We start from the raw sequence: 12,048 nt of genomic DNA, 5'->3' as shown, positions 1-12,048 counted from the left end.
CATGCGTATCAGCTGGTCACCCGCGCGGTCGATCGGATTTCGCGACCATTTGGTTCGTGCCGGACGAGTCACTGCCGAGCTGGACCCGCACTACGACGCCGTCGAACGGATGCTGCGGCCCACCGCCATCCCGCTCGGCATCGAGTTCGAGAAGTGCCGCAACTGCGGCGAGTGCAACCTCGGCTGCAACGAGGGCGCCAAGAAGTCCATGGACCGCACGTACCTCGCGGCAGCGGAACGCCACGGCGCCGACGTGCGCACCGAGTGCGAGTCACCCACATCGCGCCGCGCGACCAGGGCGGCTACGGCATCCGGTACCTCGACCACCGCACCGGGCGCACGTCGTTCTTCATCTGCGACCGGCTCGTGCTCGCGGCAGGAGCGCTCGGCACCACCGAACTGCTGCTGCGCAACCGCGACCGCTTCCCGTTGCTGAGTCCTGTGTTGGGCAAGAGGTTCAGCGGCAACGGCGACCTGCTCGGGTTCATGTTCAGCGCCGACCTGCCCGTCCACCCCAGCAAGGGCCCGGTGATCACCGGCACCGTGCGCTTCCGGACGGCCGCGGCTGGTACGTGCAGGACGCGGGCTACCCGGCGTTCGTCGACTGGCTCGTCGAGGGCAGCCAGGTCCGCGGCATGAGCGCGCGGGCCTTGCGACATCCGCGCAGGGACGCTGCACGCGGGCCCGGTCGAGTCCGACGCGCGGTTCGTGTTCCTCGTGGGGGAGCGCAACCGCACGTTCCTGCCGGAGAGCCAGCGGCGCACGCACGCGGTGCGCTCGTTCCCCGCGTACGGGCACCTCGACCTCCTCATCGGACGGGACGCGGCGGTCGACGTGTTTCCGGCCATCGTGGAGGAGCTCGCGTCGTAGGCTGCGCGCGTGGAGGAGCCGTTCCCAGAGAAGTTCAAGGACTTCGTGGACTGGATCCGCGACGAGCACGACGATCTCGCGTACCGGGTCGTGTTCTCGGCGTACTGCACGACGACCTGTCCGTGGGAGAAGACCGCCGGCTACGCGACGCTGCACGTCCTGCCCGAGGGCGGGTTCATCCTCAAGGCCAGCGGTGACGAGGAGCTGCACCTGGTCGACGAGGACGAGCTGAGGGCGTTCCACACCTACCTCGAGCGGCGCTACTGCCGCGACGAGTACCCGGACATGTCGGCCTGGGAACGGCAACAGCACGAGTGGTACATGGAATGGCCGTGATGCCGGGGCCGTTCCGCACCCTGTGGACGGCCCGCATCGTGTCGTTCGTCGGCGACTCGCTGAGCCTCGTCGCGCTGATGCTGCACGTCGAGAGCACGGCGGGGCAGGCCATCGCGTTGTCGATGCTGTTGCTGGCGGGCGACTTCGTGCCCTCGCTGCTCAGCCCGCTCGCCGGTGCGGTGAGCGACCGGTTCGACCTCAAGCGCGTGATGATCACGTGTGAGCTGGTGCAGGCAGGCCTGGTCGCACTCATCGCGTTCTCGTTGCCCGCCTTGCCGTTGCTGCTCGTGCTGGTCGCGCTGCGGGCGATCACCGGGCAGATCTTCCTGCCCGCGTCCCGTGCCGCCGTGCCCGCGCTGGTGCCGGACGCCGACCTGCCGCGCGCGAACTCGTTGCTGGGCTTCGGAACCAACGGCGCCGAGGTCGCCGGGCCGCTGCTCGCGGCGGCGCTGGTGCCGTTCACGAGCATCCGCGGCGTGCTGTTCGTGGACGCCGCGTCGTTCCTGCTGTCCGCGGTGCTGCTGAGCAGGCTCGGGTCGCTGCCGCGGGTGCCGGACGGCGAAACGCTGGTGGGGCAGGCGAAAGCCGGGCTGCGCATGCTGTGGCGGGTGCCCGCGCTGCGGATCATCGCGCTCGGGTTCTGCGCCGTCGTGTTCTTCAACGGCATCGACGACGTCGCACTGGTCAAGCTCGCGAAGGACACCTTCGTGGCGGGCGACTCCGCGGTCGGCCTGCTGCTGGCGGCCGTCGGCATCGGCCTGTTCTCGGGATACCTGCTGCTGGCTCGCTTCTCGCCGCCGATGGCCGCGTTGCTCATCGCCGGGTTCGCGATCAGCAGCGTCGGCAACCTGCTCACCGGGCTCGCCGGCGCGGTGGCGTTCGCGTTCGCCGTGCAGACCGTGCGCGGGCTGGGCATCGCGGGCATGGACGTCGCCAGCAACACGCTGCTCCAGCGGCTCGTGCCGCCCGCGATGCTGGGCCGCGTGTTCGGCAACCTCTACGGGGCCATCGGGATCGCCGCCGCGGGGTCGTACATCGGTGGCGGCTTCCTGCTGGACGCGACGTCGCCGTCGACGACGTTCCTCGTCTCCGGTGGCCTCGGCACGCTGGCCACCGTTGTCGTAGCACTGACCTTGCCTCGTGCAGTGGAATATCACGAGGAGTTGGGTCCGCTGGGCCGGTCGTAGGACAGCTGCGTCTCGTTCGTGTGCAAATGGGTGACGGGTATTGGCCGGGATGGCCGAGCCCTGGTTGCGTTCCCCCGGTTGACGCACCTGAGGAGAGGCCGGTTGATGCAGCCGTTCACGCTGCCGGAGTTCTACATGCCCCATCCGGCTCGGCTGAACCCGAACCTGGAACGCGCCCGCGTGCACACGAGGGCGTGGGCGCGCGAGATGGACATGATCGACGTGCCGCAGGAGGGCGTGGCGGTCTGGGACGCGGACGACCTCGAGTCGCACGACTACGCGTTGCTGTGCGCCTACACGCACCCCGACGCCGACGGCGACATGCTCGACCTGATCACCGACTGGTACGTCTGGGTCTTCTACTTCGACGACCACTTCGTCGAGCTGTACAAGCGAAACCCGGACCTCGCGCGGGCCAAGGCGTACCTCGACCGGCTGCCGCTGTTCATGCCGGTGGACGGTGCCATCGTCGACGAGCCGACCAACCCGGTCGAGAAGGGGCTGGCGGATCTGTGGACGCGGACCGTCGGCTCGCACTCGCTGGACTGGCGGGAACGCTTCGCCTACAACACGAAGCACCTGCTCGACGAGTCGATGTGGGAGCTCGCGAACATCGACGAGGGCAGGCTCTCGAACCCGATCGAGTACGTCGAGATGCGCCGCAAGGTGGGTGGCGCGCCGTGGTCGGCGAACCTCATCGAGCACGCGCACCACATCGAGCTGCCCGCCGTGATCGCCGAGCAGCGGCCGTTGCAGGTGCTGCGCGACACGTTCTCCGACGGCGTGCACCTGCGCAACGACTTGTTCTCCTACGAGCGCGAGGTGCTCGACGAGGGTGAGCTGTCGAACGGTGTGCTGGTGTTCGAGAAGTTCCTCGACATCCCCACGCAGGAGGCAGCGGAGCGGGTGAACGACCTGCTCACGTCGCGGCTGCACCAGTTCGAGCACACCGCGGTGACCGAGGTGCCCGCGCTGCTCGAGGAGAACCTGATCGACCCGGCCGGGCGCGTCGCCGTGCTGCTGTACGTGAAGGGGTTGCAGGACTGGCAGTCCGGCGGCCACGAGTGGCACATGCGGTCCAGCCGGTACATGAACTCCGACGTGCGGGACACGCCCGTGCTGGGCGGACCGGCCGGGCTGGGCACGTCCGCGGCGCGGATGTTCACGTCGCTGGTCTCGACGATGCCGCAGCGCGCGCGGGCGTTCACCAGGCAGCCGGTGCGGGAGGTGACGGTCGAGCGCGCGGAGATCTACATGCCGTTCGAGGTGACCCTGTCGCCGCACCTCGACCAGTGCCGCCGCGACACCGTCGAGTGGGGCCGCGCGATGGGCTTCTTCGGTGAGGTGCCCGGACTCTGGCACGAGGAGAAGCTGAAGGACTACGACTTCCCGCTGTGCTCCGCCGGCCTCGACCCGGACGCGACTCTCGCGGAGCTGAACCTCTCCGCGGCCTGGCTGACGTGGGGCACCTACGCGGACGACTACTACCCGGTGGTGTTCGGGCGCACCGCCAACATGCCCGCGGGCCGGTCGCAGACGCAGCGGCTCAAGGACTGCATGCCCACCGACGGCAGCACGTTCCCGGTTCCGGTGAACTCGATGGAACGCGGCCTGATCGACCTGTGGCGGCGGACCGCTGGCCCGATGACGCGGGAGCAGCGGCAGCGGTTCCGCTGGACCGTCGAGGTGATGCTGGACAGCTGGGTGTGGGAGCTGAAGAACCAGCACGAGAACCGGGTTCCCGACCCGATCGACTACATCGAGATGCGCCGCAGGACGTTCGGCTCCGACCTGACCATGAGCCTGTCGCGCTTCTCGCACGGCTCGGCCGTGCCGCCGGAGATCTACCAGCACCGCACGATCCGCAACATGGAGAACTCGGCCGCCGACCAGGCGGCCATGCTCAATGACATCTTCTCGTTCCGCAAGGAGATCCAGTTCGAGGGCGAGCTGCACAACGCCGTGCTCGTCGTGCGCACGTTCCTCGACTGCGACGACGAACGCGCGATGACCGTCGTCGGTGACCTGGTGAACGCGCGGATGAGGCAGTTCGAGCACACCGTGAACGTCGAGCTGCCCGTGCTGTTCGAGGAGTTCGCACTGAGCCCCGAAGCGCGCGCCGTGCTGACCCGGTACGCCGACGAGCTGAAGGACTGGCTGGCCGGAGTGCTGAACTGGCACGAGGGCACGCACCGGTACGAGCTCGCCGACCTCCTGCGGCACAACGGTCACGCCGCCGTGCCGCTCGGGACGTCCGCCATGCGGCTCAGGCAACCCGTCTGATCGCCCGCCCTCGACTGTCGGTCCTCGGGAGTACGTTCGAAGGCAGGCACTTTCACGAGGGGGAATTGTCATGAAGGGTGCTGCGGTCGCTTTGGCGGCCCTGCTCACGATGGGAGTGGCCGGCCCCGCGCTGGCGGATCCGGTCACCACCTTCCAGGTCTCGTCGACGTCGTGGACCACCAAGTCACGCGGGTGGGCGCTCGGCGTCGACGGGAAGTACTCGGTGCTGATGCGCACCGTCGACGGCGGCGCGTCGTGGAAGCGCACCAACACGCCGGCCATCACGCCGCCCACGGGCGACTCGCGGCTGCGCGTGCACTTCGCGAACGAGATCGCCGGCGTCATCACCGACGGCTCGCGCCTGTTCGTGACGCGCACCGGCGGCACGACGTGGAACGAGGTGTTCTTACCGACGCCCACCCGCGTGTCGTTCGGCGCGATCGCGTCGGACACCAACTCGTTCCTGGTACTCGTGTCGAGCCCGGCGAGCACGCACCTCTACCGCGCGCCGCTCGCGGGCAGCGGCGCCTGGAGTCCGGTCCCCGGCGTCGTCATGACGGGCGCGGCGGACGGCGACATCGCGACCAGCGGCTGGCGCTCGTACGTCGTGCTCTCCCGCGTGCACGAGGAGACCAGGTACTGGGTGAACGGCAGGCTCGGCTGGCAGGAGGCCAAGCCGCCGTGCGACGTCAGCAGCACGACCAAGCTCGGCGCGGCCGACACGCTCGCGTTCGCGCTGTGCAGCTGGAACCCCGGCATGGGCTACATGTTCAAGGAGCTCCGCGCCGCCAAGGAGGGCGGCGAGTTCACCACGGTGAGCCAGGGCCCGAACGAGGGCATCACGGTCGACTTCGCGGCCGCGTCACCGTCCACCGTGGTCGTGTCGGCGGTCGGCATCGGTGCGGGCTGGCTGCACCGCGCCGTCGACGGCAAGTGGACGACACCGTTCGTCCAGGAAGGACCGCCGCTGTTCGACCTGGCGTTCACCGACCCGTTCAACGGCCACGTGGTGCGCGGCGGCCCGCAGTCCGAAGTGGCCGAGCTGTACGGCACTTCGGACGGTGGCGCGACCTGGATCCTCATCCGCGTCTAGTCGCTCGCTCCTCGGTCCTGCGGCCGTGGCGAACCACAGACGGGGCGGTGGTGCTCGCCGCGGCTCAGGAGCCGGTGATGGCCCGTCAGTTCAGCGTGCCGGTGGACACGCCGGCTGTTGTGGCGGCCCGCGATTCGGGCCGGACCGCAGGCACTTCGCCGTGTGTTGGGGGTTGCCGAGCATCGCGCCCGCGACCTACCCGCGACCTAGCTGGACGCGGCCTCGGCCGCGATCGCCGCCTCCACCCCGTCGAGCAACACGTCGAGCCCAGCGGTGAACGTCGTCCGCACCTTGTGCTCGAAGTAGGGAGTGTCATCCTCGGGCGGCGAGTTCCCATCGCTCTCCAGCCACACGAGCGTGGGGAACCGAGCGGCGAAGTCGGGCGCGATCTCCTCGAGCACAGCGGACCGGGCGTACCACCACGTGTCATCGGTCATCCCGGTGGCGGTGGCAGCCTCACGCGCCTCGGCAACCACCTGCGCGGACCCGCGCACGAAGTGGGTCAGCGCGCTGACGACGGGCCGCAACCGGGTAGCGGACAGTCCGGTGGACCGCAGAATCCCGGCAACGGTCTCCAAAGTGGAGAACTCGTTGGGCCCCAGCACGGGCCGCGCCTGCGACACCTGCAGCACCCAGGAGTGGCGCAGGTAGAACTCCCACAGGTCGGAAGCCCACGACGTCACCGCGGTGCGCCATCCTCCGTCAAAGGCGTACGAGGTGGGCAGCTCGGCGAGTGTGCGGTCGTACATGAGGTCGACGAGGTCGCTCTTGTTGGGCACGTACGTGTAGAGGGCCATCGCGGTGCGCCCGAGCCGGTCACCCACGGCGCGCATCGACAGGGCGGCCATGCCGGACGCGTCCGCCACGGCGATCGCGGCGTCGACTATCTCGTCCACGGTCAGGCCCTGTTTGGGGCCCGGCCGCGAGGCGGTGGAGGGAACGCGCCAGAGCAGCGGCAACGAGCGCTGCGGGTCGCCCTGTCCGGCGAAGACCACCAACTTGCCACTCCTTACGGGATAAAGTAACGTCGCGCTGACTCTTTACACCATAAAGTATCAGGGGGATGCAACATGGCGTTCGAGGCGGACAGCCACGACGTGATCGAGGTCCGCGGTGCCAGGGAGAACAACCTGGCCGACGTGTCGCTGGACATCCCCAAGCGCAGGCTGAGCGTGTTCACCGGCGTGTCGGGGTCCGGCAAGTCGTCGCTGGTCTTCGGCACGATCGCCGCCGAGTCGCAGCGCATGATCAACGAGACGTACACGGCTTTCCTGCAGTCGTTCATGCCGAACATCGGCAGGCCGGACGTCGACGGGCTGCGGAACCTGAGTGCCGCGATCGTCGTCGACCAGGAGCGCATGGGCGCGAACTCGCGGTCGACCGTGGGCACCGCGACCGACGCGCACGCCATGCTCCGCATCATCTTCAGCCGGGTCGGCACGCCGCACGTCGGCACGTCCGGCGCGTTCAGCTTCAACCTGCCCGAAGGCATGTGCCCGGCGTGCGAGGGCATCGGCAAGATGTCGGACGTCGACGTCACCGAGCTCGTCGACTTCGAGAAGTCGCTCAACGAGGACGCGATCAGGGTCCCGAACTTCACCAAGGACGGCTGGTACTGGCAGAGCCTCGCGTTCTCCGGCTTCGTCGACCCGGACAAGAAGATCAAGGACTACACGCCGCAGGAGCACGAGGACTTCTTCTTCAAACCTGCCACCAAGGTGAAGCTCGGCACGATGAACACCAACTACGAGGGCCTCGTGGTGAAGGTGCAGCGGCTGTTCCTCAGCAAGGACCGCGAGGCGATGCAGCCGCACATCAGGGCGTTCGTCGACCGGGCCGTCACGTTCACGACCTGCAAGTCCTGCAGGGGCGCTCGGCTGAACGAGGCCGCGCTCGGCTCGAAGATCAACGGCGCGAACATCGCCGAGTGCTCGAACATGCAGATCAGCGACCTCGCCGACTTCATCAGGAAGATCGACGACCCGGCGGTGGCCCCGCTGGTCGCGACGCTCGGCGGCACGCTCGAGTCGCTCGTCGAGATCGGGCTCGGTTACCTGTCGCTCGACCGCGAGTCCGGCACGCTCTCCGGCGGCGAGTCGCAGCGCGTGAAGATGGTGCGGCACCTGGGTTCCAGCCTCACCGACGTGACGTACGTGTTCGACGAGCCGACGGTCGGGCTGCACCCGCACGACATCCAGCGGATGAACGAGCTGCTGATCCGGTTGCGGGACAAGGGGAACACGGTGCTCGTCGTCGAGCACAAGCCGGAGACCATCCAGATCGCCGACCACGTCGTCGACCTCGGGCCCGGCGCGGGCCCGGCGGGCGGGCACCTGTGCTACTCCGGTGACGTGGCGGGCCTGCGCGCGTCGGGCACGCTGACCGGGCGGCACCTCGACCACCGCGTCACGCTCAAGGACGAGTTCCGCACGCCCACCGGCCACGCCGCGATCAAGGGCGCCACCCTGCACAACCTGCGCGACGTGAGCGTGGACGTGCCGCTGGGCGTGCTCACCGTCGTCACCGGTGTCGCGGGGAGCGGCAAGTCGTCGCTGATCCACGGTTCGCTGTCGAAGCGCGACGACGTGGTCGTGGTCGACCAGTCGGCGATCCGCGGCTCGCGGCGCAGCAACCCGGCGACCTACACGGGCCTGCTCGATCCGATCCGCGCGGCCTTCGCCAAGGCCAACGGTGTGAAGGCCGCGCTGTTCAGCGCGAACTCCGAGGGCGCCTGCCCGAAGTGCAAGGGCATCGGGCTCGTCTACACCGATCTCGCGATGATGGCCGGTGTCGCGTCGGTGTGCGAGGAGTGCGACGGCAAGAGGTTCACGCCCGAGGTGCTCGCGTACACGTTGAACGGCAAGAACATCAGCGAGGTGCTGGCGATGCCGATCGCCGAGGCGCGCGAGTTCTTCACCACCGGCCAGGCGCGCGCGATCCTCAACCGGCTGGTCGACGTCGGACTCGGCTACCTCGGACTCGGCCAGCCGCTGACCACGCTGTCCGGCGGCGAGCGGCAGCGCGTGAAGCTCGCGATCAGGATGGCCGAGAAGGCCACGACCTACGTGCTGGACGAGCCGACGTCCGGCCTGCACCTCGCCGACGTCGACCAGCTGCTCGCGCTGCTCGACCGGCTCGTCGACGACGGCAACTCGGTCATCGTCATCGAGCACCACCAGGCCGTGATGGCGCACGCCGACTGGATCATCGACCTCGGGCCCGGCGCGGGCGCCGACGGCGGCCGGGTCGTGTTCACCGGAACACCGGGCGAGCTCGTGAGCGACAGCGACACGCTCACCGCCCAGCACCTGCGGGAGTACCTGAAATGAAGATGCTGACTGTTTCGTCCGCACGGCGGCTGACGCCGCGCATGGCGCGGATCAGCTTCGGCGGCGAAGGCCTCGACGAGTTCGAGACGTGGCCGGACCAGCAGCTGAAGCTGTGCTTCCCGAAGCCGGGGCACGCGGTGCCCCGGCTCGACGACGCGGACGCGATGTCCTGGTACCAGGCATTCATGGCGATCCCGGACTCCGAACGCCCGTGGATGCGCAGCTTCACCGTGCGCGCTCACGACCCGGCGCGCCACGAGATCGACGTCGACTTCGTGCTGCACGGCGACGCCGGTCCCGCCTCGCGGTGGGCGCTGAGCGCGGCACCCGGCGACGTGATCGGCCGGTACGGGCCGGACAAGGTCTACTACCGCCCGCTCGGCGACGCGGACTGGTACCTGTTCGCGGGCGACGAGACGGCGCTGCCGGCGATCGGCTCGCTGCTGGAGTCATTGCCTGAGCGGACGTCCGCGCTCGTGTTCGTCGAAGTCGCCGCCCCAGAAGAAGAACTGCCGTTGCCCGGCGTCCACTGGCTGCACCGGTCGGCCGGTGAGTCCGTTGTGGACGCCGTGTCGTCGGCGACCTTCCCGCCGAGCAACGGCTTCGCGTGGCTCGCCGGTGAGGCGGGCGCGGTCCGGACGATGCGGCGGCACCTGGTGGGGGAGCGCGGCATCGACAAGAAGTCGATCGAGTTCACCGGGTACTGGCGTCGCGCGCTCACCCAGGACGACGCGCCGACACCGGAGGACATGGCCGAGGCCCAGGAGAAGATCGCCACCTGGTGACCTGACTTTCGAAGTCGTGTTGATGGGCCCGCACCCCGTGCGTCTACTGGGGTGTGGGCCTGAAACGGTCCTCGAGGGATGAGGGGGGCCATGGAGCTGATCACCGACCGGCGGTCGGAACCGGACGTGCAAGTGCTCTTCGCCGAGCACTACCTCCACCTGGTGCGCCTCGCCGCGTCGCTCGTCGACGGCCAGGAGGCGGCCGAGGACGTCGTGCAGGACGTCTTCGCGGCGCTGCAGCGCAACCGACGGGCAGACCTGACGCGGCCGGAGCACTACCTCGTCAGGGCCGTGGTCAACCGGTCCAGGTCGGTGCTGCGCCGTCGTCGCGTCGTGCGCTCGGTGGTGGTACCGCCGCAGCGCACCGACGCCGAACCGGCGGACGCGGAGATCGTCAAGCGGGCCGAGAACGACCGGATCCGCACCGCGATCCGCAGGTTGCCGCAGCGGCAGCGTGAGGTCGTGGTGCTGCGGTACTTCGAGGACCTCGAGATCGCCGAGATAGCCCAGTTGCTGGGCATCAAGCCCACTGCGGTGTCGGCATCACTGCACCGCGCCGTGTCGAGCCTTCGTGGTGTTCTGGACGGGAGTGTCGAATGAGGGACGACGTGGAGGACCGGGTGCGCGCCGCGCTGCGGGAGGGCGCCGAGGAGATCACGCCGGAGACGCTGCGCAGGTCGACCCTGCCGGAGCCGCAGCGGTCCGACGGCAGGAAGTGGCTGGTCGCCGCCTGCGTCGCGGCCGTGGTGGCGGTCGCCGCACCGGTGGCCGTTGTTTCGCTCAACGACAGCGCCCCGCCTCCTGGGCCGAGCACGTCGACCGCGCAGCACTACGTCGGGTACCGCTGGCAGGTGGAGTCGATCACCAGGAACGGGCGCACGACCCCGGTTCCCGCTGACGTCGAAGCAACGGCGACTTTCATGAACGACCGCGAGATGACTCTCTACGACTCGGTGAACTGGTTGAGGTGCAACATCAAGATCGACGCGAGCACTGACGTGATCGCGATCAACGGCGGCCTCATGACCGAGATCGGCTACAGCGACGAAGATCCGGTGCGGGTGCTCGTCAGCGACGTGATGGAGGCGCTGGCCTTGGCGAAGCAGGCCACGGTGTCGGCGACCGAGAGCCACCTGACGATCGCCACGGGCGACTTCCGGATCGTGTTCAAGCGGGACGGCGTGGCCACGACCAAGGCCCCGCCCAGGTCCCGCTGACCGTCGGTACGCTCGAGAACATGACCGAGCGCAAGCCACCCGGTGTGAGCTTCGAGTCGTGGATCGACCGGCAGATCCGCGAGGCTCAGGAGCGCGGCGAGTTCGACGACCTGCCCAGCGCCGGCAAGCCGCTCCCCGGTGCGGGCGAGCCGCACGACGAACTGTGGTGGCTCAAGAAGAAGATCCGCGAAGAGGAGGGCACGGCCCTGCCCGCCTCCTTGCAGCTGCGCAAGGAGGCGGCGGACGCCCGCGCGGCGGCGGTGAACGCGAAGACGGAGGAGGAAGCGCGCCGGATCGTCGAGGAGATCAACGCGAGGATTCTCGACGCGCTCCGCAAACCGCTGTCCGGTCCGCCGCTCAACCTCGTGCAGTACGACGCGGAGGCCGTGCTGGCCGAGTTCAGGCGGGCTCGAACTCCAGGACCGTGACGGCGCCGTCGAGCGTCTTCGTGGCGACCTTCTTGAGGTTGACCTGGGAGAGGCCGTCGGCGAAGAGACGCGCTCCACCACCGAGCACGACCGGGTAGACCATGAACCGGTAGAGGTCGATGAGGCCGGCCGCGTGCGCCGCGTTGAACACCTGCGCGCTGCCGGACAGCAGCAGGTCGTTGCCCGGCCGCTGCTTCAGCTCGCGGATCGCCTCGACCGGGTCGCCCTCGAGCAGCACGGACCCTTCCCACTCGACCTTGTCGAGCGTGGCGGAGACGACGTACTTCGGCATCGTGTTCATCTTGACGCCGAAGTCGCCCGTCTCCTCGATCATGTTCGGCCACGCGGCCGCGAAACCCTCGTAGGTCTTGCGCCCCAGCAGCAACGCATCACTCGCCTGCAGCTCGGCGTCCTTGAACTGGCCGCACTCCTCGCCGAACCACGGGCCGGACCACACGCCGGGCTCCTCGAAGACACCGTCGAGCGAGATGTACTCAGTGGCGACAACGCGCATGACTCT

At 68.9% G+C, this 12,048-nt stretch carries 13 protein-coding genes and 1 pseudogene; 12 read left to right on the top strand and 2 right to left on the bottom strand.

All coding sequences use genetic code 11. The features are described from left to right. Window position 1: 1 nt before the first annotated feature. The 7 genes and pseudogenes from FKR81_RS45930 to FKR81_RS01795 all read left to right on the top strand — a co-directional run. Window positions 2-211, top strand: a pseudogene (locus FKR81_RS45930) (hypothetical protein); the annotation flags it as partial. A gap of 53 nt (window positions 212-264) precedes the next feature. Next, complete coding sequence (locus tag FKR81_RS44805) at window positions 265-639, top strand: hypothetical protein (RefSeq protein WP_235921194.1); 375 nt, start codon at window positions 265-267, stop codon at window positions 637-639. A gap of 69 nt (window positions 640-708) precedes the next feature. Further along, window positions 709-870, top strand: a complete 162-nt coding sequence (locus FKR81_RS43205; protein ID WP_186762706.1) for a hypothetical protein — start codon at window positions 709-711, stop codon at window positions 868-870. Window positions 871-879: 9 nt separating this feature from the next. After that, window positions 880-1,206: a hypothetical protein gene (locus FKR81_RS01810; protein ID WP_146349099.1), complete on the top strand. Its 327-nt coding sequence runs from the start codon at window positions 880-882 to the stop codon at window positions 1,204-1,206. After that, entirely contained in the window at window positions 1,197-2,393 is a 1,197-nt protein-coding gene (locus FKR81_RS01805) for an MFS transporter (RefSeq protein WP_222598134.1), read from the top strand. The genes FKR81_RS01810 and FKR81_RS01805 overlap by 10 nt, the downstream gene beginning before the upstream one ends. A gap of 105 nt (window positions 2,394-2,498) precedes the next feature. Then, a complete protein-coding gene (locus tag FKR81_RS01800) occupies window positions 2,499-4,676 on the top strand; it encodes a terpene synthase family protein (protein WP_146349183.1) in 2,178 nt (725 codons plus the stop codon). Between the two features lie 70 nt (window positions 4,677-4,746). Beyond that, window positions 4,747-5,769, top strand: coding sequence for a beta propeller repeat protein (locus tag FKR81_RS01795; RefSeq protein ID WP_146349098.1), 1,023 nt, complete (start codon window positions 4,747-4,749; stop codon window positions 5,767-5,769). 206 nt (window positions 5,770-5,975) lie between these two features. Here the strand turns inward: FKR81_RS01795 and FKR81_RS01790 are convergent, their stop codons facing one another. After that, window positions 5,976-6,767, bottom strand: a complete 792-nt coding sequence (locus FKR81_RS01790) for a TetR/AcrR family transcriptional regulator (protein WP_146349097.1) — start codon at window positions 6,765-6,767, stop codon at window positions 5,976-5,978. Window positions 6,768-6,839: 72 nt separating this feature from the next. Between FKR81_RS01790 and FKR81_RS01785 the strand changes: the two genes are divergently transcribed. The 5 genes from FKR81_RS01785 to FKR81_RS01765 all read left to right on the top strand — a co-directional run bounded on the left by FKR81_RS01785 (window position 6,840) and on the right by FKR81_RS01765 (window position 11,528). After that, window positions 6,840-9,098 carry an ATP-binding cassette domain-containing protein gene (locus tag FKR81_RS01785; protein ID WP_146349096.1) on the top strand — a complete coding sequence of 753 codons (2,259 nt, stop codon included), beginning with the start codon at window positions 6,840-6,842 and terminating at the stop codon, window positions 9,096-9,098. Then, entirely contained in the window at window positions 9,095-9,883 is a 789-nt protein-coding gene (locus FKR81_RS01780; protein WP_146349095.1) for a siderophore-interacting protein, read from the top strand. Before FKR81_RS01785 ends, FKR81_RS01780 begins: the two co-directional genes overlap by 4 nt. A gap of 90 nt (window positions 9,884-9,973) precedes the next feature. Then, a complete protein-coding gene (locus tag FKR81_RS01775; RefSeq protein WP_186762693.1) occupies window positions 9,974-10,483 on the top strand; it encodes an RNA polymerase sigma factor in 510 nt (169 codons plus the stop codon). Continuing rightward, window positions 10,480-11,100 carry a hypothetical protein gene (locus FKR81_RS01770; protein ID WP_146349093.1) on the top strand — a complete coding sequence of 207 codons (621 nt, stop codon included), beginning with the start codon at window positions 10,480-10,482 and terminating at the stop codon, window positions 11,098-11,100. The genes FKR81_RS01775 and FKR81_RS01770 overlap by 4 nt, the downstream gene beginning before the upstream one ends. A gap of 20 nt (window positions 11,101-11,120) precedes the next feature. Beyond that, window positions 11,121-11,528: a DnaJ family domain-containing protein gene (locus tag FKR81_RS01765; protein WP_146349092.1), complete on the top strand. Its 408-nt coding sequence runs from the start codon at window positions 11,121-11,123 to the stop codon at window positions 11,526-11,528. Here the strand turns inward: FKR81_RS01765 and FKR81_RS01760 are convergent. After that, window positions 11,500-12,042, bottom strand: coding sequence for a dihydrofolate reductase family protein (locus FKR81_RS01760; protein WP_146349091.1), 543 nt, complete (start codon window positions 12,040-12,042; stop codon window positions 11,500-11,502). The two genes, FKR81_RS01765 and FKR81_RS01760, sit on opposite strands and share 29 nt — an antisense overlap. Between the last annotated feature and the right edge of the window lie 6 nt (window positions 12,043-12,048).

It is taken from the genome of Lentzea tibetensis (genome assembly GCF_007845675.1).
Taxonomy (GTDB): domain Bacteria; phylum Actinomycetota; class Actinomycetes; order Mycobacteriales; family Pseudonocardiaceae; genus Lentzea; species Lentzea tibetensis.
This window is presented reverse-complemented; position numbering and strand designations above follow the sequence as displayed.